Genomic DNA, 22,143 nt, shown 5'->3' with positions numbered 1-22,143 from the left:
AAAGAGTGGTCGGGGGGCGACATAGGGGAAGCGGGGCGTTCAGCATGCCGGGAGGCGCTGATCGGGTATTGAGCGAGGACCGGCTGCGCGGAGTGCTCGACCTGTTCGAGCGGCTGCGCGAGCGTCCCACCTGGCGGCGGCGGGAGCGGTTCCGTCCCCTGCTGCTACTGCTCGGGCCGGGCAACCACACCGGCCGGGTCGCCGAGCTCTTCCAGAAGCGCTGCGAGGACGAGCGGGCGCCCGTCTCGCACATCGCCGCCGATACCGCCGCCACTGACGTGTCCGGGGTCCTGCGGGAGGCCAAGCGCGAACTGTCCCAGCCGTCCAGCCGTCCGCGCGGTGAGTCGCCCTTGCGGTTCCCGCTGCTGGAGATGGCGCTGTGGCTGCGCGACCTGCGCGAGATCCGGCTCCAGGGAGACCGGACGCCGCCGCGCCACGCCTCCGCGTCCGAACGGGAGAACCACCAGCTCGTCCAGGAGCTGACCCATCCGCCCGTCGGCGACAACGAGAACTCCCGCCGCAGGCAGCTCAACCGGGTCATCCGGGGGCGCGGCCGGGACGTGCTGCGCGACCTGGAGGAGGGCCCGCGCGGACGGACCGCGACCTTCCTGGCGTTCCTGGAGCAGATCGCCCCGATCGGGGTCGCGGTCGTGGCGCTGCTGAGCGCCGGCGCCGCCGCCGCGCTGGACCTGGCGGCGGCGGTCCTGGCGGCGATCCTCGGGCTCGGGTTCGTGGCCGTCCAGATCGTGGCCCGCACCCGCGGCTGGTACGGGGTGCACCGGTTCGGCTGGTTCCTCAGGCAGCCGTACCTGCACCGGGACTCGACCGGGTTCCTCGGCTTCGCGCTCGGGGTCTTCGACCCGCGCCCGGTGGAGGCCGACGACCACGCCGAGCAGCTCGACCTGCTGCTGGTCGCCGCGTTCCTGGAGGACCTGCGCCGCAACTACCGGCGCGACTACCGGCGGGTGGCGTGGGCGCGCGTCCGCTACCCGGTGGTCATCCTGGAGCACCTGTCGCCCGGCCATCCCGGCATCCGGTTCGTCGAGCTCGTCGAGCGGGTCCGCGCCGACAACCAGGACGACCGGGGGCTGCCCGACTTCGACCCGCTGGTGGTCACGGCGGGCGTCGACCCGACCGCGCCCGCGGGCGACGACCCGTCCGCCCCGCCCGGGCCCCGGCTGGTGGACCGGATCACGCAGGTGATCCGGGTCGACATGTCCTCCGGCGAGCCGCGGGACGTCGTCGCGTCGCGCTTCCTGTGGGCCCGGTACCGGCGCGAGCAGCGCGTGGTCGAGGCGCTCGGCACCCGGCGGGAGCTGCGGGTGGACGTCACCGCCGACCCGGGCGGCGACCTGCCCCCGGTGCGGCCGGCCAGGCGCCGCCCGCGCGCCACCCATCCGGCGCTGCCGTGGATCGCGATGGTCGCGGTGCTGGGCGCCTCGGTGAGCGTGATCGCGGTGCAGGCGGTGCAGTACTGCTCCCCGCTCCAGATCAGGCGGACCGCGAGCGGGGAGTGCATCGGGATCACCGACGGCTCCTACCACTTCGGTGAGAACGCCCGCGGCGCGGGCAAGGACAACCGGCTGACCCCGGTGCTGAAGCGGATCCAGCGGCTCAACGCCGATGTGGCCTCGTCCGGCAAGCCCTTCGTCACGGTGGTCTACCTGGGCCCGCTGACCGCCGATCCGGCGATCAAGAACCGGCAGATCGACCTGCTCGCCGGGGCGCAGGGCGAGCTGGTCGGCCTCGCCATCGCGCAGCGCCGGTTCAACGAGGCCAGCCAGCACCTGCGGCTGCGCGTGCTGGTGGCCAACGCGGGTGCCAAGTTCCGGCACGCCGAGCAGGTCGCCGAGCAGATCAGCGAGCGGGCGCTGCACGACCGCTCCATCGTGGCGGTGGTCGGGTTCGAGCAGAGCCGCGCGCAGACCCAGGACGCGATCAAGACGCTGGCCACGTCGGCGCTGCCGCTGATCGGGACGGCCAACAGCTACGGCAGGACGGCGGAGCTGGACCGGGGCGGCTACTCGCCGTACTACTTCAGGCTGGCGCCGCCCAACCGCCGGCTCGCCGAGCACGCCGCGTTCTGGGCCCGCAACGGCGAGCTGGAGGGCCGGCCCGCCCGCAGCGCGGACGTGATCTACGACGGCGACCCCGACGACCTCTACAGCAAGGACCTCGCGACGGAGTTCCAGCGCCGGTTCGGGAAGAACGCGGTGCGGATGTGGCCCTACCGCGACCCGGGCGAGCTCGGCGAGGCGGTGGAGCGGGCGTGCCGCGACCCGAAGGACATCTTCTACTACGCCGGGCGGTCGGACGAGTTCCGCGGCTTCGTCTCCGGGCTGGAGAACACCTGCGACAAGACGCCGGTGGTGCTGGCCGACGACGAGATCGCCAAGTACGTCACCGACAACGCCCGGGAGATCGGCGCGAAGGGCACGTTCAAGCTGTACTTCACCCCGCTGGCGGCGCGGGAGGCGTGGACGCCGCGCTGGATCGGGCCCGAGCAGGCGGTGCAGACCTTCTACACCGACTACGAGCCGTTCGTCGCGGGGCTGGTCGGCAAGAACACCCCGGCCGACCGGATGCCGTCGGTGACCCGGGCCGCGGTCAGCTACGACGCCGCCACGCTGACTACGACGGTGGCGCAGCAGGTGTACTGGGAGCAGGGCACGGTGCCGACCGCGGCGAGCGTCTACGCGGAGCTGAGCGACCCGCAGCGCTACGCCCTGCGCAAGGGGGCGAGCGGCGTGCTGCGGTTCGGGCCCCGGTCCACCGGCCACGAGGTGACCGACAAGGCGGTGCTGCTGACCACGGTGCGCGGCAACGGGACGCTCGAAGTGGTGGCCATCTGCGGCAGGCTCGTCCTGAGCGGCCAGCGGGGCGCGCCCTGCCCGCCGAAGGCCAAGGACGCGGCGGACGGGTGACGCGGGGACGGACAAGGCCCCCGGCGGTGGCGGATTCGCGGGGTCGCCGGGGGCCTCATGCGCGTGCGGGGGTGCGGCTGCGTCGTCAGGCGCCGTGGCGCTTGAGGGCCTCTGCCGCCCCGGTAACGTCCTTGATGGAACGGGTGCCGGGGCCGGTGTAGCGGGCGCTCGGCCTGACCAGCCGGCCGGTGCGCTTCTGCTCCAGGATGTGCGCGGCCCACCCTGCGGTGCGGCCACAGGTGAACATGGCGGGCATCATCGAGGTCGGGACGTCGGCGAAGTCCAGGATGACCGCGGCCCAGAACTCGACGTTGGTCTCGATCGGACGGTCCGGACGGCGCTCGCGCAACTCGGCCAGCGCGGCGTCCTCCAGGGCCTTGGCGGCCTCGTAGCGTGGTGCGTCGAGCTCCTGCGCCGTCCGGCGCAGGACCCTGGCGCGCGGGTCCTCCGCGCGGTAGACGCGGTGGCCGAAGCCCATCAGCCGCTCGCCGCCGTCGAGGATGTCGGTGACGACCTTGCGGGCGTCGCCGAGCTGCTCGACCCGCTCGATCATCGGGAGTACCCGGGCGGGGGCCCCGCCGTGGAGGGGTCCCGACATCGCCCCGATGGCGCCGGAGATGCTGGCGGCCACGTCGGCGCCGGTGGAGGCGATGACGCGGGCGGTGAAGGTGGAGGCGTTGAGCCCGTGCTCGGCGGCCGAGACCCAGTACGCGTCGATGGCCCGGACGTGCTTGGGGTCGGGCTCACCGCGCCATCGGATCATGAACCGCTCGGTGATGGACCGGCCCTCGTCGATCCGGTTCTGCGGGACCATCGGGCTGCCGATGCCGCGGGCCGACTGGGCGACGAACGAGAGCGCGGTGACCGAGGTGCGGGCGAGGTCGGCGCGGGCCTCCTCGTCGGAGATGTCGAGCAGCGGGCGCATCCCGTAGGCCGGGGCCAGTGTGGGCAGCGCGCTCTGCACGTCGACCCGCACGTCGCCGGAGGTGACCGGGAGCAGATGCGGTTCGGCGGGGGTCAGGCCGGGGGCGAACGCGTCGTCGACGAGGAGGCCCCAGGTGTCGCCGAAGGCGACGTGCCCGACGAGTTCCTCGATGTCGACGCCCCGGTAACGGAGCGCGCCGCCTTCCTTGTCAGGCTCGGCGATCTCCGTCTCGAAGGCTACGACCCCCTCGAGACCGGGTTTGAAGTCGGACATGTGTCGTCCTGCCTTTCGTGCCCGTAGTGATAAGGCGGTGCCGTGCCATTGAACCCTGTCCACCTTACTGACCAGTACCCAGGACCCTGTCAGATGCACAATGCCCAGGTGAGAGGCTCAGACGCTGTGGATCGCACTACGCCCGACCCCGCACGGCTCCGGAGATCCTACGAGGTGGGGGAACTGACCGAGTCGTCCGTTCCGTCCGATCCGGTGGTGCTGTTCGCCGCCTGGTTCGCCGCGGCGGCGGCCGTCCTGCCCGAACCGAACGCGATGGTGCTCGCGACCGCCTCGGCCGACGCGGTGCCGAGCGCGCGGACCGTCCTGCTCAAGGGATACGGCCCGGACGGCTTCCGGTTCTTCACCAACCTGACGTCCCACAAGGGCCGTGACCTGGCGGAGAACCCGCGGGCGTCGCTGGTCTTCCCCTGGCATCCGATGTCCAGGCAGGTGCGGGTCTCCGGTCTCGTCGCGCAGCTGCCGCGCCGGGAATCGGCCGAGTACTTCAAGAGCCGCCCGTACGGATCGCGCCTCGGCGCGTGGGCGAGCGAGCGCCAGTCGGCGGTCATCTCCGGGCGGGACGAGCTGGAGCGGCGCTTCGCCGAACTGGAGGCGCGCTGGCCGGATCCGGCCGATCGGGGGACCGAGGCCGGGGCCGGAGCCGAAGCCGGGGCCGACGCCGTCCCGCTGCCGGACTTCTGGGGCGGCTACCGGGTCGTCCCAGAGACGATCGAGTTCTGGCAGGGCCGCCTCGACCGCCTGCACGACCGCATTCGCTACCAGCGGACCCTCTCTGGGGAAGGGGAGGCGGTCACGGAGCAGTCATGGGCAAGGTCCAGACTGTCTCCGTGACACCGGAACAGCACCCATCTACCCAAGACACTCCTGACAGCGGCACTGTTCCCGACAGCGATACCGCCCCCGCGTCCGCCTCTCCGCCGCCCCTGGGAGGACGGCGCGGGACGCTGCGGCGGATGGCGATCGACACCCGCCCGCTCCGGCATTCCGCCTTCCGGCGGCTGTGGCTCGGGCAGGGTGTCTCGTTCATCGGGTTCCAGGTCACGGCCGTCGCGGTGCCGGTCCAGGTCTACGACATGACCGGATCGTCGTTCTGGGTCGGGGTGCTCGGCGCGGTGAACCTGGTGCCGCTGATCGTGTTCGGGCTCTGGGGCGGCGCGATCGCCGATCATGTGGACCGGCGCCGGCTGCTGTTCTTCTCGTCCTGCGTCACCTGGGTGTCCACCCTGCTGCTGCTGGCCCAGTCGCTGCTGGGGATCGGCAGCCTGTGGCTGATCATGGGCGTGGTCGCGGTGCAGGCGACCGGGTTCGCGCTGTCCTCGCCGACCCGCAGCGCGATCATCCCCCGGCTGCTGGACCGCGAACTCGTCTCGGCGGCCAACACCCTCAACTTCACCGCCGGCCAGGTCGGCATGCTGGCCGGGCCGCTGTTCGCCGGGGTGATCCTGGCCCGCTGGAACTACTCCGCCGCGTACGCGCTGGACGCGGCGCTGTTCACGGTCGGGCTGTACGCGGCGCTGCGGCTGCCGCCCATCCCGCCGCTCGGCGAGGTCACCGGCTCTCCCGGGCTGCGCGCGGTGTTCGACGGGCTCCGCTACCTGGCCACCCAGCCGGTGCTGATGATGTCGTTCGTCGTCGACATCATCGCGATGGGCGTGGCGATGCCGCGGGCGCTGTTCCCCGAGCTGGCCGACACCAGGTTCGGCGGCGAGGGCGCCGTGGGCTGGCTGTTCGCGGCGATCGCGATCGGCGCGGTCCTCGGCGGGCTGCTGTCGGGCTGGATCGGGCGGGTGCACCGGCAGGGCGTCGCCCTGGTCGTCTCCATCGTGGTCTGGGGGCTGGCGGTGGCCGCCGCCGGGCTGGCCCACCAGCTCTGGCTCGCGGTCGCGCTGCTGGCCGTCGGAGGCGCGGCCGACCTGGTCTCGGCGGTCTTCCGGCAGACGATGCTCCAGACGTACGCGCCCGACGAGATGCGGGGACGCCTGCAAGGGGTCTTCACCGTCGTCGTGGCGGGCGGCCCCCGGCTGGGCGACATGCGGGCGGGCGCCACCGCGGCCGTGGCGGGCGCGTCGGTGTCGTGGGTGGGGGGCGGACTGGCCTGCGCGGTGCTGGTGGTGCTGGTGGCGGTGGCCGTCCCGGCCCTGCTGCGGTACGACACCCGTACCGCCGAGCCCGTCGCGATCACGGACGCGCAAAGCTGAGAACGTCGGTGGCAGCGCATACGGTCCCTCTGAGGGGAAGAAGCGGTGCGGTTCGCGTGTTGTGACGAGTCCGTCGCCGGTGAACCGGCACACCAACGCACCGGCGATATCCGCCGGCGCCGTCCGCGAACACTCTCAGCAAGTAGACTCGACGCCACAAGACTGGAGGGAGCTGTGACCTCACACGGCCTGATCGATACCACGGAGATGTACCTCCGTACGGTGTTCGAGCTCGAAGAGGAGGGGATCATCCCCCTTCGCGCGCGCATCGCCGAGCGGCTCTCGCAGAGCGGCCCGACGGTGAGCCAAACGGTGGCGCGCATGGAGCGTGACGGGTTGCTGCGGGTCGAGGGGGACCGGCACCTCGAGCTGACCGATAGCGGCCGAGACCTCGCCACCCGCGTGATGCGCAAGCACCGCCTGGCCGAATGCCTCCTGGTCAACGTGATCGGACTCCCCTGGGAGGACGTCCACATCGAGGCGTGCCGCTGGGAGCACGTCATGTCGGAGGAGGTCGAGCGCCGCCTGGTCGCGCTGCTCGACAACCCGACCACCTGCCCGCACGGCAATCCCATCCCCGGCCTGGACGAGCTCGGCGGGCACGGCGACGACTCGGCCGCCGCGCCGCTGTCGGTGATGACCGCCGTCGCCAGCCCGGGCGGCGCCGGAGCCGTCATCCGGCGGATCAGCGAGCAGGTTCAGGGCGACAGCGACCTGATGCTTAGACTCAAGCAAATTGGGATACAACCGGGACGAGAGGTGACCCTTCGGGCAACGGACGACGGTGTGCGGGTGACATGTGACGACGAGGCGGACGACCCGGCGACCGAGCTCCCGCGCGACATCGCCGAGCACGTGTTCGTCAGCAGGCGCTGACCTCCCGGCGTGCCGCCCCCCGACTCCGCCCATCTGGTCTATACCGAAGATCTCCGTACCGGCACGCCGTTCAGGCGTATCCCGGCGGCGGGTTCGTCGTTCAATACCAGAGAGGAAGCACGCGGAGCACCAGGGAGGCGGCAGCCGGTGATCGTCGCCTCGGGGGGACAGGCGCCTCCGGGCAGAGCGGTGCGGTGCGTGACGAGAGCGGTCACCGGCGGACCGCTCCTGTGATCAGGATGGGGACATGAAGCGTTGGGGGGAAGCGCCGGTCGAGGCGCATCTGCCACCCGAGACCGTCCTCACCCAGATGGAGATGGCGGTCATCGTCTGCGACCGCTTCAGCAACGTCATCTACGGCAACGCGTTCGCGCGGCAGCTCTTCGGGTTCGGCGGCGACGACGTCATCGGGCACTCCATCCTGTCGCTCGGCATCGCCGAGGAGGACCACGAGCAGGCCACCGAGCTGGCCCGGCACGTCCTCAAGGGCGGGGTGTGGGAGGGCACGTTCTGCAACCTGCGCGCCGACGGCACCACCGTCTACACGCGCGCGCACGCCGTGCCGCTGCGGCACCCGTCGGGCTCGGTCGACGGCATCGTGATCTTCGCGCGCGAGGCGCTCCGCTCCAACCAGCGCGAGCAGGACCGCTACGGCCTGATCGAACGGGTCGGCGAGCGGCTCGCCGGGTCGCTGGAACTGGAGACCACGTTGCGCCGGGTGGCCGACACCCTCGTCCCGCAGCTCGCCGACCACTGCTTCATCGACCTGTTCAGCGGCGACCGGCTCTTCCGGCGGGTGTCGCGGCACGCGGGCGACTGGACCCCGCCGCCCGGCACCTGGGCCGAGATCGGCGAGCCGATCTCCTATCCGCCCGGCCACTTCAGCGCCAAGGCGATGAGCCGGCGCGACGCGGTGCTGGTCGAGGACATGGTGCAGCACCGGTTCTCCGCGCCGAACGAGTCGTCCAAGCGGCTCGGCGACGAGATGGGCATCACCTCGGTGATCTCGGCGCCGCTGCTGGTCCGCGGTGAGCTGCTGGGCGTGATGAGCCTGGCGCTGTCCAACCTCACCAAGCGCACCGACCCGCACTACGACGGCTTCGACCGCGACCTGCTCGGCGCCATCGCGGGCCGGGTCGCGCTCGCCGTCGACAACGCCCTGCTGTTCGAAGAGGAGCGCGAGACCGCGCTGGCGTTCCAGAAGCACCTGCTCCCCGGCGACCGGCCGCCCCGCCTCGACGGCCTCCAGATCGCCTGGCGGTACGAGCCGGCGCGCCCGCTGGAGTCGCACGGGCACGGCATCCAGACCCAGGTCGGCGGCGACTGGTACGACGTGATCCCGCTTTCGGCCGGCCGGGTCGGGCTGGTCATCGGCGACGTCGAGGGCCGCGGCGCCCGCGCCGCCGCGGTGATGGGGCAGCTCCGCGCCGCGCTGCGCGCGTTCGCCCAGGACGACCGCGCCCCCGCCGACATCCTGCGCAAGCTCGACGAGTGGGTCCGCACGATGACCCGCCCCGAGCGGATGCGGTCCGGCTGGAACAGCGACGACCTGGTCCGCCCGCCGTTGGTGTCGTGCACCTACTTCGTGTACGACGCCTGGTCGCGGGTGCTGGAGTTCGCCAACGCCGGCCACGACCCGCCGCTGCTGATCGTCGACGGCCAGGTCAGCGAGCTGGACTTCGAGAGCGAGGGCGCGATGCTCGGCGTCCGCGCCCCCGGACTGGGCGGCGAGATCCTCTTCAACGAGGAGACCGCCGAGCTCAAGCCGGGCGCGACGCTGGTGCTCTACACCGATGGGCTGATCGACCGGCGTCCCCGCGAGAACGGCGACTACTACACCCGCGAGGAGTCCCGCGAGCTGGTCCGCGCGGCCGTGTCCGAGGTGGCCCGCAACGGCGTGGAGGCGATCGCCAACGCCGCCTACGAGGCGGTCGAGGGCGACATCGACGACGACGTGGCCATCGTGGTGATCCGTACCGCGGCGGACGAGCTGGCGGTCGAGGAGCGCAGCTTCCCGGCCGAGCCGATCATGGTGTCGGAGGCCCGCCGGATGGCCGCCGACACCTTCGTCACCTGGGGGATCCTGGACGAGCAGGCCGAGCTGGCCTGCCTGTTGGTCTCCGAGGTCGTCACCAACGTGGTGCTGCACGCCACCACGAGCCCCGCGCCGCGCCGCGAGCTGATGCTCCCGGTGGTGGTCGGGCCGGGCCCCGGCGGCGAGGGGCGCGGCGGCGGGTCGCCGGTCCAGTTCAACCCGCCGGGCTTCGACGACGGCGCGTTCGACAGCGGCGCCTTCGACGAGGACGACTGGAACCTGGGCGCCGACCTCGGCCGGCGCGAGCCGCCCACCAAGGAGTTCCGGCTCCGGCTGCGGCGCGGCGCCGACGCGATCTGGGTCGAGGTGTTCGACTCCGACATGCGGCTCCCGCGCATCCGCAGCGCGGGCGAGACCGACGAGGGCGGCCGGGGGCTCTACCTGGTCGACCAGCTCGCGAGCCGCTGGGGCGCCCGGCCGACCGCCGATGGCAAGGCCGTCTGGTTCGAGCTGCCCCTCGCCCCCGGCTCCTGACCGCCCACCTCCTGATTGCCCGCCTCCTGATCGCCCGGCCCCCTGGCCCCTGACCGCAAGCGGCCACCCGGCGTACGGTGGGAGGGTGCGCGCGTGGGTGGTCGAGAAGCCGGGACCGGTCGAGACCGGGCCGCTGCGGCGCGCCGACCGCGAGGTCCCCGAACCGGGCCGCGGCGAGCTGCTCGTCCGGGTGCTGGCCTGCGGTGTCTGCCGCACCGACCTGCACGTCGCCGAGGGCGACCTCCCCGTCCACCTGCCGGGGGTGACGCCCGGCCACGAGATCGTCGGCGAGGTCGTGGCCGCGGGACCGGACTGCCGCCGGGCGCCCGGCGACCGGGTCGGCGTGGCGTGGCTGCGCGGCACCTGCGGGACCTGCCGCTACTGCCGCCGCGGCACCGAGAACCTGTGCCCGTGGTCGGTCTACACCGGATGGGACGCGCACGGCGGCTACGCGGAGTTCACGCTGGCCGTCGACGCGTTCGCGTACTCGCTGCCCGACGAGATCGACGACGTGCGCGCCGCGCCGCTGCTCTGCGCGGGGATCGTCGGCTACCGGGCGCTGCGCCGGGCCGAGCTGCCGCCCGGCGGCGCGCTCGGCCTCTGGGGGTTCGGCGGGTCGGCGCACCTCGCCGCGCAGATCGCCGTCGCCGAGGGCGCCGCCGTGCACGTCTTCACCCGCAGCGCGGAGGCGCGCGAGCTGGCCCTGTCGCTCGGCGCGGTCTGGGCCGGCGGCCCCGACGGGATCCCGCCCGGCGCGCTCGACTCGGCGATCATCTTCGCTCCGGCGGGGCCGCTGGTGCCCCTCGCGCTGGAGCGGCTGGACCGCGGCGGCACGCTCGCCATCGCGGGGATCCACCTGACCGACGTCCCGCCGCTGAATTACGAGCGGCACCTGTTCCAGGAACGCCAGGTCCGCTCGGTGACGGCGAACACGCGCGCGGACGGCGAGGAGTTCCTCAGGCTGGCGGCGCGGCTCTCGGTGGCGGTCACGACCCGTTCCTACGGGCTGGACGAGGCCGATCTGGCGCTCGGCGACCTTGCGGCGGGCCGCTTCACCGGCGCCGCGGTGCTCGTGCCCTGATCTGGCCGGAACCGGCCAGGACCGTCCGCGCCGGTGGTGAGATCGGCCCGGTGGTCAGGCGCCCCGGTGGTCAGACCGGCTCGGCGGCGATGTGCGCCCACGACTGGGTGAACCACAGCTCGCCGCCGATCACCCTGGGCTTGGTGCCGGTCCGGGGGCCGCCGTCGACCTCGGCGGTGAGCGCCGCGCGGATCCGGTCGGCGGCGCCGGCGTCGTGCGCCCCGGCCAGCCAGGGCTCGACGGGGCGTTCCACGGTGAAGGCGTCCAGCCGCCGGACCGTCGCGCCCGCCCCGGAGATCAGCTCGGTGAGCCGGGTGATGGACGGCGTGCCGGGATGGTCGGGATCGCGGATCCGCTCGATCCGGTCGCGGCCGGGCCCGGCCCGGGTGCCCTGCACCAGATCGGCGATGATCAGCCGTCCGCCCGGCCGGCAGACCCGCAGCAGCTCGCGCAGCACGCGGTCGGGATCGCCCAGGCGGTAGAGCGAGAACCGGGCTGTCACCAGTGAGAACGCGCCGTTCCGGTACGGCAGCCTGCGGGCGTCGGCCTGGATCTGGGCGCCGTGGGGGATGTCGCGATGCCGCGCCGTCCCGGCGTGCGCGAGGCGCGCGGAGTGGGCGGGCGTCCCGACGAGGTCGCCGGAGCCGGAGATGCGGACCGGCCCGGTGCCGAACATGACGGTGGAGGTCCGCCCGCGGCCCGGACTCGCCGCCGCCCGCGCCGCCTCGACGGCGGTGACGTGCCGGACCCGCGGGCCGAGGGCGGCCGGCAGCGGGCCGGGTCCGCGCGCGACGTCCAGGCAGACGTCGTCGCGGGCGGGCTCGACGAACTCCAAGAGGCGCCGGAGATGAGGGGTGACCACGCCACCGGACTCCTGGATCTCGGTAGCCGGTTGCGGCACGTCTGCTCTCCCTCGGCTCGGGCCGGTCTCACCTGGCGGGGTCCCGCCCGGCCCACCGGTGGCGGACGCGCGTCTCCGGTGGGCGTCGAGCGGTATTGAAGCCGGTCTCGCCAGGTATGACTCTCCTGGCGGCCCGGAAGTTCGCCGCTCTCCGGTGGAAAATACGCCATGCCGCCGCTACCGCATGCTCTGCCCCCACATCGCCAGCGCCACCAGCACGAACACGATCACGACCGCCACCCGGGTAGGGGCCGGCACACGCAGCCGGACCGCCGCCCAGCGCACGCAGAACGCGCACAGGAGCGACATCACGGCAAGGCTGAGGATCCCTTCCATGGCCACCTTCGTTCGGGAGGACGGGGTCTGTCCCCAGCAGCCTAAACGGGTAAGGGAAGGCTTGCCCTGATGGCCGAACCGGGTTCTGGCCGGGATAGCCTCGCGCTGTGGCAGATGCGAAGGAAGAACAGCGGCGGGACCGTCTCGACGACCTCATGCTCACCGTGGCTCGCGGCCGGATCGCCATCGGCGCCGCCGCGTTCGTCGCCCCGGGGCTGACGGTGAAGCTGATGGGAATGGGCGGCGGTCCGTCCGACCGGTCCTCATCCGGGGGGCGACCCCCGGGCCCCCGTCTCCGGGTCGGGCGGTCCTCGCTTCGCTGCGGTCCGTCCGACCCGGGCCGTGACTACGTCACTCGGATGTTCGCCGCCCGGGAGATCGCCCTCGGTGCCGGATACCTGCTCAGCAAGGGCTCCGGCCGCAAGCTCTGGGCGCGGCTCGGTCTGGTCGTCGACTCCCTCGACCCCGTGAACGGGCTGCGCAGCCGTCCGGGTCTCCCGCTGTGGGTGGCGGCCGGCGCGGTCGGCGTCTCCGGCGGGACCGCCGCGATCGGTGCCGCCAAGGTCGCCAGGGACATCGTCCGCTGACCCGCCCCGGCGCCCCGCGGTGTGATCTCCACGGGCACGGTGGGTAGATCTCCCCGTACGTTCAGGCACCGGGGGGCGCTGGGATGACCGCTGACAGTGTGACCAGGGCGAGCGAGCCCATGCCCAAGGGCAGGAACCTCTTCGTCATCCTCGGCGCGCTGATGCTCGCCATGCTGCTCGCGGCGCTGGACCAGACGATCGTGTCGACCGCGCTGCCCACGATCGTCAGCGACCTCGGCGGGCTCAACCACCTGTCCTGGGTGGTCACCGCCTACCTGCTCGCCGCGACGGCCTCGACCCCGCTGTGGGGCAAGCTCGGCGACCAGTACGGGCGCAAGCGGCTCTTCCAGACCTCGATCGTGCTGTTCCTGATCGGGTCGGCGGCGTGCGGCCAGGCCGGGGACATGCTCCAGCTCATCGTGTTCCGCGCGCTCCAGGGGCTCGGCGGCGGCGGGCTCATGGTGCTGGTGGTGGCGATCGTCGGGGACGTGGTGCCGCCCCGCGAGCGGGGCCGCTACCAGGGCATGTTCGGCGCGGTCTTCGGCGTCGCCAGTGTGTGCGGGCCGCTGCTCGGCGGCTGGTTCGTCGACAACCTGTCATGGCGCTGGGTGTTCTACATCAACCTGCCCGTCGGGGTGCTCGCGCTCGTGGCCGTCGCGCTGGTGCTGCACACCCCGTCCCAGCGGGAGCGGCACCGGATCGACTACCTCGGCATCCTGCTGATCGTCGGCTGGTCGGTCGGGCTGGTGCTGATGACGACCTGGGGCGGGACGCGGTACGCCTGGACGTCCCCGCAGATCATCACGCTCACCGCCGTGTCGCTGCTGCTCATCGCGGTGTGGGTGCTGGTGGAGCGGCGCGCGGCCGAGCCGGTCATGCCGCCGCGGCTGTTCGCCAGCTCGGTGTTCTCGCTGGGCTCGGCGATCAGCTTCGTGGTCGGCTTCGCGATGTTCGGCGCGCTGACCTTCCTGCCGATCTTCCTCCAGGTGGTGCACGGGGTCAGCCCGACGATGTCGGGTGTGTACCTGCTGCCGATGATGCTCGGCCTGCTCGTCGCGTCGGTCGGGTCCGGGCAGTTGATCAGCCGCACCGGCCATTACAAGATCTATCCGGTGGTCGGCACGCCGATCATCGCGGCGGCGCTGTTCCTGCTGTCCGGGCTGGACGAGACCAGCTCGACCCTCCAGATGAGCCTGCGCTTCGCGCTGCTCGGCTTCGGCCTCGGGCTGGTGATGCAGGTCCTGGTGATCGCGGTGCAGAACGCGGTGGCGTACGAGGACCTCGGGTCGGCGACCTCGGGGGTGACCTTCTTCCGGCAGATCGGCGGTTCGTTCGGCGTCGCGGTGTTCGGTTCGGTCTTCAGCAACCGGCTGGCGAGCAACATCGAGGACCTGGCGCGGAAGCGGGTGCTGCCGCCCGGGTTCGACCCCGCCGCGGTGCAGGGGAACCCCAACCTGATGGACCGGTACCCGCCGCAGGTGAAGAGCGAGGTGCTGCACGCCTACGCCCAGTCGATCGACACCGTGTTCCTGTACGCGGTCCCCGCCGCGATCATCGCGTTCGTGCTCACCTGGTTCCTGCGCGAGGTGCCGCTGCGGGAGACCTCGCAGACCCACGACTACGGGGAGGGGCTCGGCGGGGCGCCGACCGTCCGCTCGTCCAGGCACGAGATCGAACGGTCGCTCAGCACGCTGATGCGCCGGGATCGCCGGGCCAAGGAGATGTACTCCCGGCTCGGCGCGCACGCCGGGGTCGACCTGCCCGCCGGGAGCATGTGGGCGCTGTGCCGGATCGCCCGCGACGGCACGGTCTCGGGGCCGGAGCTGGCCGAGCGGGCGGGCGTCGAGCCCGAGGCGGGCACCCCGTTCATCGACCGGCTGGTGGCCGACGGCTATGTGGTGCGGCACGGTGAGGGGCGGATCAGCGTCACCGGCGCCGGTCAGAGCGTCGCGGACCGGCTGATCGAGGCGCGGCGGGCCGGGCTGGCCGAGCACCTGGAGGGCTGGTCGCCCGAGGACCACCCCGAGCTGTCCGAGCTGCTGTCGCAGCTGTCGCGCGACTCCCTCGGGGACGATGCCGACGGCCCGGACGTGCACGCCGCGCCCGGCCGCCACCGCCACCGCCGCCGGGCCTGATCGGGACCGAGAGCAGGGTCACACGTGGCGTCGCGCCCGCGGCGATGTAATCTCGTACCGACTGACCGAATCTCACTCGGTTTCGGGACGGAACCCAACCCCTGGTTTTGGAGGCGTAGTGGCCGAGGCGTACATCGTCGGCGCGGTCCGTACCCCCGTCGGTACCAAGAAGGGCGCTCTCAAGGACGTGCACCCCGCCGACCTCGGCGCGCACGTGCTCAAGGAGCTCGTGGACCGGACCGGGGTCGACCCGGCCGCGGTCGAAGACGTGATCATGGGCTGCGTGATGCAGGTCGGGCCGCAGTCGCTGGACATCGCGCGCACCGCGTGGCTGTCGGCGGGCCTGCCCGAGTCGGTGCCCGGCGTGACCATCGACCGGCAGTGCGGATCGTCCCAGCAGGCGATCCACTTCGCCGCGCAGGGCGTGCTGTCGGGCACCCAGGACCTGGTCGTCGCGGCGGGCGTCGAGCAGATGGCCATCGTCCCGATGGGGTCCTCGGTCGCCATGGCGATGGAGAAGGGGATGCCCTTCCCGTACGGCGACGGCTGGGTCGAGCGGTACGGCATGCAGGAGGTGTCGCAGTTCCGCGGCGCCCAGCTGATGGCCGAGAAGTGGGGCTTCAGTCGGACCGACCTGGAGGGGTTCGCGCTGGAGAGCCACCGGCGCGCGGCCAAGGCCATCGAGGCCGGCTACTTCGACCGGGAGATCGCCCCGATCGCCGGGCTCAGCCGGGACGAGGGCCCGCGGCCCGACACCACGATGGAGAAGATGGCCGGGCTCAAGCCGCTGCGCGAGGGCTGGGACATCACCGCGGCCGTCGCCTCGCAGATCTCGGTCGGCTCCTCGGCGCTGCTGATCGCCTCCGAGGAGGCCGTCAAGCGGCACAACCTGACCCCGCGGGCGCGGATCCACACCCTCGCGCTGTGCGGCTCGGACCCGGTCTACATGCTGACCGGCCCGATCCCGGCGACCGAGAAGGCGCTCGCCAAGAGCGGCCTGAAGATCGACGAGTTCGACGCCTTCGAGGTGAACGAGGCGTTCGCCCCGGTGCCGATGGCGTGGGCCAAGGACACCGGCGCCTCGCTGGAGAAGACCAACCCCAACGGTGGCGCGATCGCGCTCGGCCACCCGCTGGGCGCCACCGGCGGCATCCTGATGACCAAGCTGCTGCACGAGCTGGAGCGGACCGGCGGCCGGTACGGCCTCCAGACGATGTGCGAGGGCGGCGGCCAGGCCAACGCCACCATCATCGAGCGCGTCTGACCCGTCCGGCACGGGCATGATCGACGGCGGGCGGGTCCGGTGCGGGCCCGCCCGCCGTCGCGTCCGCGCGCCGTCCGTGCGCGCCGTCGCGCTCACCGAGGAGGGGCATGTACGAGACGATCGTCTACGAGGTGGCCGATCGGGTCGCGCGGATCACGCTGAACCGGCCGGAGGCGCGCAACGCGCTCAGCGACGCGATGATCGACGAGCTGCTCGACGCGTTCGAGCGGGTCAAGGCCGACGACGGCGCGCGGGTGATCGTGCTGACCGGGGCGGGCGACCGGGCCTTCTGCGCCGGCGCCGACCTCGGCGGGCTCGGCGCGGCGCAGCGCGCCGGCCGGGGCGTCGCCGCGGCGGACGCGATCAGGGAGAGCGGCCCGTACCGGCTGTTCACCGCGTTCCCCGGGCTGGGCAAGCCGATCATCGCCCGGCTGGCCGGGCACGCGGTCGCCGGCGGGCTGGGGCTGGCCGCGTCCTGCGACCTGGTGGTGGCCGCCGACGACGTCACGCTCGGCACCCCCGAGGTCAACGTCGGGCTCTGGCCGATGATGATCATGGCCGTGATCAACCGGAACGTGCCGCCCAAGCAGGCGTTCAAGCTCTACTACACCGGACGCCGCGTCACCGCGGCCGAGGGTCGCGACATCGGCCTGGTCACCGAGGTCGTCCCGCGTGCCGGGCTGGACGCCAGGGTGGACGAGCTGGCCCGCGACATCGCCGCCAAGAGCCCGATCGGGCTGCGTCGGGGTCGCGACGCGTTCTTCGCCATCGAGGGCCGCCCGCTGGAGGACCAGATCGCGCACCTGCTCGGCGAGCTGGTGGAGCTCGCCGAGACCGAGGACGCCCAGGAGGGCGTCACCGCTTTCCTCGAAGGCCGCGCCCCCGACTTCCAGGGCCGCTGAACGTCCGCAGGACAGGAGGACCGGGCAGAGCGCGGAGCGATGTCGCGCTCGCCCGAGCGCGGCTGGCGTCCGAGCCGCCAGGCGAGGACGCGGGGCCGGGGGCTTGGAAGATGCAGGCCAGGGCATGTCTCTGACAATTGCCGGGTCCAGGCGATGACGGCGTTGAGGACGACGGCGGCGCGGTAGACGGCGGCGTCGACTCCGGCGGGCGCGCAGATGGCCGCGGATCGCGCGGGGCGCGGGCTAACACATGCCGATATGTGCATATGATGGTGCCATGGCACGAGCAGCGACGACGTCGGACGTCTTCAATGCGGTCGCCGAGCCGCAGCGCAGGGAGATCCTGATGCTGCTGCGGGCGGGTGAGCGGCCGGTGACCGAGTTGGCCCAGGAACTGGGGATGACCCAGCCGGGGGCGTCCAAGCACCTGCGGGTGCTCCGGGAGGTGGGGCTGGTGCGGGACCGCAGGGCAGGCAAGCAGCGCCTGTACGGCCTTGACGCCCGCGGGCTGCGGCCGGTTCACGAGTGGACCGGCGGGTTCGAGCGGTTCTGGGACGAGAGCTTCGACCGGCTGGACGCATATGTGCAGGACCTGAAGCAGGAAAGGCAGGAGGAGTAGCCGATGAGCGAGAGAGGACGAGGAGCGCCGGCCCAGTCCGCGACGGCTGACCGCGAGATCGTGATCTCCCGGGCCATCGACGCACCGCGGGAACTGGTGTTCGAGGCGTTCACCGAGGTGCGGCACCTGTCGCGATGGTGGGGGCCGGAGGGGTTCACCACCACCACGCGGGCGTTCGAGTTCCGCGTCGGCGGGGTGTGGGACTTCGTGATGCACGGACCGGACGGGACAGACTACCAGGAGTGGATCTCCTGGACCGAGATCAACCTGCCGGAGCGGATCGCGCTGCTGCACGGTGAGTCCCGCGGCGACCCGAACGCCTTCGAGTCGGTCCTCACGTTCGAGCCCGACGGTGCGGCGACCCGGATCGAGATGCGCACGGTGTTCCCCACCAAGGAACTGCGCGACGAGGCGGCCGAGAAGTACCACGCGATCGAGGGCGGCCGGCAGACCCTGAGCAACCTGGCCGCCTACGTCACCGAGATCGTTCGAAAGGGAGTTGAGGACTGATGGCCGGGAAAGTGTTCTTCAGCGTGTCGATGTCCCTGGACGGGTTCATCGCGCCCGAGTCCCCCGAGGAATTGATGCAGCGGCAGTGGATGGAACTGCAGGCGTGGGTCTTCCCGCAGCGATTCTTCCGGGAGAACCTGAAGCTCGGCGAGGGCGGCAAGGAGGGGCGCGACAACGACATCGTGCGGGAGACGTTCGAGCGCACCGGCGCGAACGTGATGGGCAAGCGCATGTTCGACGCCGGCGAGCAGATGTGGCCGGAGGAGCCGCCGTTCCACACGCCGGTCTTCGTCGTGACGCACGAGAAGCGTGACCCCTGGGAGCGGCCGGGTGGAACCACATTCCACTTCGTCAACGACGGCATCGAGTCCGCGCTCGACCAGGCCCGCGAGGCCGCCGGCGACCGGGACGTCCGCATCTCGGGCGGCGGCGCGACGATCGTGGAGTACGTAAACGCCGGCCTGATCGACGAGTTCTCGATCGCGCTGTCGCCCGTGCTGTTCGGCTCCGGAGTTCGCCTGTTCGAGGGTGTGGACGCGGGCCGCGTGGCCCTGGAGCCGGTTCGCGCGGAGCCCTCCCCGAAGGTGACGCACCTGACCTACGCAGTCCGGGAGCGCTGACCGTCTCGACCTCAGTGCTCCCCGCCGAGACCTCGACACCGCTCCAGGCTCTCGGCCGCGCCGCGATGCATTTGCCAGACACGCCTTAGGTGAGGCTGAGGCTGAGCGTGCGCTGGATGCGGGCGGCCGTGGCCCGCAGCCGGTGGATCGACGCCTCGGCCTTGGGCAGCCGGCCCGCCCGGCAGGAGACGGCCAGCGCGCCGATCGCGGTGCCGGTGGCGTCGGTCACCGGCACCGCCACGCAGCTCGTGCCGAGCGCGTACTCCTCGCGGTCGACGGACACCCCGGCGGAGGTGCGCAGCGCGCTCAGCAGGCGATGCGGCTCGGTGATGGTGTGCGGGGTCAGGTCGACCAGCGGATGCCGGGCCAGGTGGTCGCGGCGGCGGTCCTCGCCGAGCTGGCTCAGGATGCACTTGCCGATCGCGGTGGCGTGCGCGGCCTCGTCGAACCCGACCCACAGGTCGACCCGGGGCGTGCGCGGCCCGTCGGCGATGTCGATGATGCGGATCTCGTCGTCGACGTGCATGCCGAAGTAGGACGCGGCGCCGAGCTCGTCCCGCAGCGAGACTAGGGTCGGGCGGATGCGGGCGAGGAGCTGCTGGGTGCGGCTCTGCCCGTGCAGGGACTGCACCCGGTCGCCGAGCACCCACACGCCGTCGGACAGCCGCGTCGCGTAGCCCTCGTGGGCGAGGGTGCGCAGCAGGTGGTAGGTGGTGGCCAGGGGGAGCCCGGTCTCGCGCGAGAGCTGCTTGGCGGGGGCGCCGCTCGGATGCGACGCGACCGCCTCCATCAGGTGCAGCGCCCGCTGCACAGAGGCGATGAGAGTTGGTCTCCGTGTCTCATCCATCACGCACAGCGAACCCCTCCGGCCCCCAAGGGTCAAGACCTTTGGTGATACTTGGTCCATTGGATCACTTCTGTCATGGCTTGGTGGGCGGTTCCCGGAAGTGGCCCTCCCGCCGCCCGTACCGCTCCGGCCAGGGAAGTGTCGCGGAGTGTCGCCATCTGAAAACTCTCTGCCCGCACTCGTCGCGGTATGTGGATATCTTTCAGGTACGGCAGAGCGTCAGGGGGCGGATCGGTGCTCAACGTCATCGTCGACGACACCCGTGATCCGCCTCGCAACCTGGCCCTCGACGAGGCGCTGGTGCGCGCCGGGCCGGCGCCGCGCCCGTCCCCGATGCTGCGCGTCTGGCAGACCCTGCCCACCGTGATGCTCGGCCGGTTCCAGGACGCGGCGGTCGCCGCCGACCTGGCCGCCTGCGCGCGCGACGGGATCCAGGTCGCCCGGCGGGCCACCGGCGGGGGCGCGGTCTACACCGACTCCGGCACGCTCTGCTTCACACTCGTCCACCACCAGGACCACCGCCGCGGGCCCGCGCGGATCCCCTACCCCCGGCCCGGCGCGCGGCCCGACCTCGACGTGCTGGTGGCGAGGGCGGTCGAGGAGTTCGGTCTGCCCGCCGCCGCGCTCGGCGACGGCACCGTCGTCCAGGCGGCGCGGCTGCGCACCCGTTCGGCGTCGCTCACCCACGTCGCCGTCCACGTGCGGCGGATGCCGCCCCACGGCCGCCGCTACATCGTCCCCGCCGGCGTGTCGGATCCGGCCCCGGGCGGGCCGCGGCCGGGCCGCCGCACGCTGGCCGACTTCGAGCCCGAGGTGACGCTCGACGCGGTGCGCGCCGCGGTGCTCAGCGTCGTGGTGGACGAGTACGGAGCCGCCTGCACCCGCCGTCCGGACGCGGTCGAGCGGGCGGTCCGCGACCACCTGCACACCGTCCGCTACGGCGAGAGGGCCTGGCATCTTGCCGGGTCAGGCGGTCTGTACGGGAGGGGTCTGGCGTTGCCGGACGACAGCGGCGAGGGGTCCCACTAGCGAAAAAGGCACCACACGGCGTCGCCGGACGACCCGGGTAGGTAGACTAGCGCGACCTTGCGCCAGAGATCGGATACGCCCGAGCGAGACTCGGCCTCCGGTGAGGCGAACGACAAGCCGAACGCACACGCACTCAGCGAGTGGGATGTATGCAGTCACCTGTTCAGAACAAGTCCATCGCAGGCACGCTCCTGAAGGTTCTCGGCAGCGGCCCTGAGAAGCCTGCGCCCGTCCGCACCGCCGGGGACGGCGAGCTCGTCCAGCCGGCCGCCGGGGAAGGTGCCCTGGAGAACCACCTCGGCGGCGACGAGGCCCGCAACTACCGCAAGTACGAGTACGAGACCGTGGCCCCGCACGTGGGCCGGTCCCTGCTGGAGATCGGGTCCGGCCTCGGGCACTTCTCCGAGCAGTTCTCCGGACGCCTCGACTACCTCGCCGTCAGCGACAACGACCCGTACTGCGTCGGGGAGCTGCGCAAGCGCTACGACGGCAACGACGCCGTCGAGGTGCTCGACCTGGAACTGCCGGCCGAGATCGACATCCGGCAGAAGGTCGACACCGTCGTGATGATGAACGTCCTGGAGCACATCAAGGACGACGTCCAGGCGCTGCGCGACCTCGCCGCGGTGACCGAGCCGGGCGGCCGGATCGTCGTCTGGGTGCCCGGTTACATGCAGCTCTACGGCGAGTTCGACCGCAAGGTCGGGCACGTCACCCGGTACACGCCGCAGACGCTGGGCCGGTCGGTCCGCGAGGCGGGGCTGGTGCCCGAGGTGCTCAAGCCGATCAATTTCCTGGGCGGGCTCGCCTGGTGGTTCGCGGTGCGCCGCGGCGGCGCCGGCTACCCCGACCCGCGGCTGGTCAAGATCTACGACCGGACCGTCATCCCGGTCACCCGGACCCTGGAGCGCGCCATCCGGCCGCCGTTCGGGCAGACCGTCTTCTGCGTCGCGCGCGTCCCGCGCTGACCCCTACCGAACCCGCTCACCGCTCGACCGGGATCCGCTCGGCAGACCGCTCGACGGGATCCGCTCGACCAGCCCGCTCATCCGAGCGGCTCACCCGAGCCGCGCCGACCAAACCCGCTGATCCCGCCGGCCCTGCACCCCGCCGACGCCGCGTCTTCCGGCGTCGAATGCGCAGGTGCCGCACTCTCAAGGCGCCGGGCTCTCCGGCGTCGCCTCTCCTTCCGGCGCCGTTCGCCTTCGGCGCCGCGTCTCTTCGGCAGCACGGCCCTCGGACGGCGGAGTCCGGGCCGGTGCCGCGCCGGCATACTTTCGGGGACAGGTCCCTCCACACGGGACCTGTCCCCGCGCGGGTTCCCGGCGCCGGGTGGTCGGTACTCCGCCGGCAGCCCCGTGCGGGAAGGGCCTGACGCCCTACCGACGGCTTTTAGGTACTCACATCGGGATGTCTCCCGATGCCCGCCCGTGCCCGCTCCTAGAAGACTGGGCAGCGGCCGGACGAGCCACGGACCGCCTCTCCATGCGGAGAAGTGCCGCGTACTTCCGCGGGTCGTGTTCTCA

At 72.4% G+C, this 22,143-nt stretch carries 19 protein-coding genes; 15 read left to right on the top strand and 4 right to left on the bottom strand.

Annotated elements, in window-relative coordinates:
- The first annotated feature begins 68 nt into the window (after nucleotides 1-68).
- Nucleotides 69-2,924: an ABC transporter substrate-binding protein gene (locus QP090_RS10960; protein ID WP_285938512.1), complete on the top strand. Its 2,856-nt coding sequence runs from the start codon at nucleotides 69-71 to the stop codon at nucleotides 2,922-2,924.
- An 85-nt stretch (nucleotides 2,925-3,009) separates the two neighbouring features.
- Here the strand turns inward: QP090_RS10960 and QP090_RS10955 are convergent, their stop codons facing one another.
- Entirely contained in the window at nucleotides 3,010-4,122 is a 1,113-nt protein-coding gene (locus QP090_RS10955) for a citrate synthase 2 (protein ID WP_285938510.1), read from the bottom strand.
- A 93-nt stretch (nucleotides 4,123-4,215) separates the two neighbouring features.
- Here QP090_RS10955 and pdxH point away from each other — a divergent pair, with 93 nt between their 5' ends.
- The 5 genes from pdxH to QP090_RS10930 all read left to right on the top strand — a co-directional run bounded on the left by pdxH (nucleotide 4,216) and on the right by QP090_RS10930 (nucleotide 10,867).
- Nucleotides 4,216-4,974 (top strand): pyridoxamine 5'-phosphate oxidase, encoded by a 759-nt coding sequence (gene pdxH / locus QP090_RS10950; RefSeq protein ID WP_285938509.1) that lies wholly within the window; start codon nucleotides 4,216-4,218, stop codon nucleotides 4,972-4,974.
- Between the two features lie 122 nt (nucleotides 4,975-5,096).
- On the top strand, nucleotides 5,097-6,341 hold the full coding sequence (locus QP090_RS10945; RefSeq protein WP_285938508.1) for an MFS transporter: 1,245 nt from the start codon (nucleotides 5,097-5,099) through the stop codon (nucleotides 6,339-6,341).
- A gap of 174 nt (nucleotides 6,342-6,515) precedes the next feature.
- Nucleotides 6,516-7,217 (top strand): iron-dependent transcriptional repressor DtxR, encoded by a 702-nt coding sequence (locus QP090_RS10940; protein WP_285938507.1) that lies wholly within the window; start codon nucleotides 6,516-6,518, stop codon nucleotides 7,215-7,217.
- A 247-nt stretch (nucleotides 7,218-7,464) separates the two neighbouring features.
- Nucleotides 7,465-9,786 (top strand): ATP-binding SpoIIE family protein phosphatase, encoded by a 2,322-nt coding sequence (locus QP090_RS10935; protein WP_285938506.1) that lies wholly within the window; start codon nucleotides 7,465-7,467, stop codon nucleotides 9,784-9,786.
- Nucleotides 9,787-9,871: 85 nt separating this feature from the next.
- Entirely contained in the window at nucleotides 9,872-10,867 is a 996-nt protein-coding gene (locus QP090_RS10930) for a zinc-dependent alcohol dehydrogenase family protein (protein ID WP_285938505.1), read from the top strand.
- A gap of 70 nt (nucleotides 10,868-10,937) precedes the next feature.
- On the opposite strand, the gene QP090_RS10925 is transcribed toward QP090_RS10930, so the two are convergent.
- Both QP090_RS10925 and QP090_RS10920 read right to left on the bottom strand, forming a co-directional pair.
- Nucleotides 10,938-11,768, bottom strand: a complete 831-nt coding sequence (locus tag QP090_RS10925) for a class I SAM-dependent methyltransferase (protein WP_285938504.1) — start codon at nucleotides 11,766-11,768, stop codon at nucleotides 10,938-10,940.
- A gap of 177 nt (nucleotides 11,769-11,945) precedes the next feature.
- On the bottom strand, nucleotides 11,946-12,104 hold the full coding sequence (locus QP090_RS10920; RefSeq protein ID WP_285938503.1) for a hypothetical protein: 159 nt from the start codon (nucleotides 12,102-12,104) through the stop codon (nucleotides 11,946-11,948).
- Between the two features lie 107 nt (nucleotides 12,105-12,211).
- On the opposite strand from QP090_RS10920, the gene QP090_RS10915 reads away from it, so the two are divergent.
- From QP090_RS10915 to QP090_RS10885, 7 genes are all read left to right on the top strand, one after another.
- A complete protein-coding gene (locus QP090_RS10915) occupies nucleotides 12,212-12,691 on the top strand; it encodes a hypothetical protein (RefSeq protein ID WP_285938502.1) in 480 nt (159 codons plus the stop codon).
- Between the two features lie 83 nt (nucleotides 12,692-12,774).
- Nucleotides 12,775-14,826: an MFS transporter gene (locus QP090_RS10910; protein WP_285938501.1), complete on the top strand. Its 2,052-nt coding sequence runs from the start codon at nucleotides 12,775-12,777 to the stop codon at nucleotides 14,824-14,826.
- Nucleotides 14,827-14,944: 118 nt separating this feature from the next.
- Nucleotides 14,945-16,090: an acetyl-CoA C-acetyltransferase gene (locus tag QP090_RS10905; RefSeq protein ID WP_285938500.1), complete on the top strand. Its 1,146-nt coding sequence runs from the start codon at nucleotides 14,945-14,947 to the stop codon at nucleotides 16,088-16,090.
- Between the two features lie 107 nt (nucleotides 16,091-16,197).
- Entirely contained in the window at nucleotides 16,198-16,992 is a 795-nt protein-coding gene (locus tag QP090_RS10900) for an enoyl-CoA hydratase/isomerase family protein (protein WP_285938499.1), read from the top strand.
- A 277-nt stretch (nucleotides 16,993-17,269) separates the two neighbouring features.
- On the top strand, nucleotides 17,270-17,611 hold the full coding sequence (locus QP090_RS10895; RefSeq protein ID WP_285938498.1) for an ArsR/SmtB family transcription factor: 342 nt from the start codon (nucleotides 17,270-17,272) through the stop codon (nucleotides 17,609-17,611).
- 3 nt (nucleotides 17,612-17,614) lie between these two features.
- Entirely contained in the window at nucleotides 17,615-18,121 is a 507-nt protein-coding gene (locus QP090_RS10890) for an SRPBCC family protein (RefSeq protein ID WP_285938497.1), read from the top strand.
- Nucleotides 18,121-18,741 (top strand): dihydrofolate reductase family protein, encoded by a 621-nt coding sequence (locus QP090_RS10885; RefSeq protein WP_285938496.1) that lies wholly within the window; start codon nucleotides 18,121-18,123, stop codon nucleotides 18,739-18,741. Before QP090_RS10890 ends, QP090_RS10885 begins: the two co-directional genes overlap by 1 nt.
- A gap of 85 nt (nucleotides 18,742-18,826) precedes the next feature.
- Here QP090_RS10885 and QP090_RS10880 read toward each other — a convergent pair whose 3' ends face one another.
- Nucleotides 18,827-19,552, bottom strand: coding sequence for an IclR family transcriptional regulator (locus QP090_RS10880; protein ID WP_285938495.1), 726 nt, complete (start codon nucleotides 19,550-19,552; stop codon nucleotides 18,827-18,829).
- 270 nt (nucleotides 19,553-19,822) lie between these two features.
- Between QP090_RS10880 and QP090_RS10875 the strand changes: the two genes are divergently transcribed.
- Complete coding sequence (locus tag QP090_RS10875; protein ID WP_285938494.1) at nucleotides 19,823-20,617, top strand: lipoate--protein ligase family protein; 795 nt, start codon at nucleotides 19,823-19,825, stop codon at nucleotides 20,615-20,617.
- A gap of 149 nt (nucleotides 20,618-20,766) precedes the next feature.
- Nucleotides 20,767-21,585, top strand: a complete 819-nt coding sequence (locus tag QP090_RS10870) for a class I SAM-dependent methyltransferase (RefSeq protein WP_285938493.1) — start codon at nucleotides 20,767-20,769, stop codon at nucleotides 21,583-21,585.
- The last annotated feature ends 558 nt before the right edge of the window (nucleotides 21,586-22,143 follow it).

This window comes from Actinomadura xylanilytica, from assembly GCF_030283145.1.
Taxonomy (GTDB): Bacteria; Actinomycetota; Actinomycetes; order Streptosporangiales; family Streptosporangiaceae; genus Spirillospora; species Spirillospora xylanilytica.
This window is presented reverse-complemented; position numbering and strand designations above follow the sequence as displayed.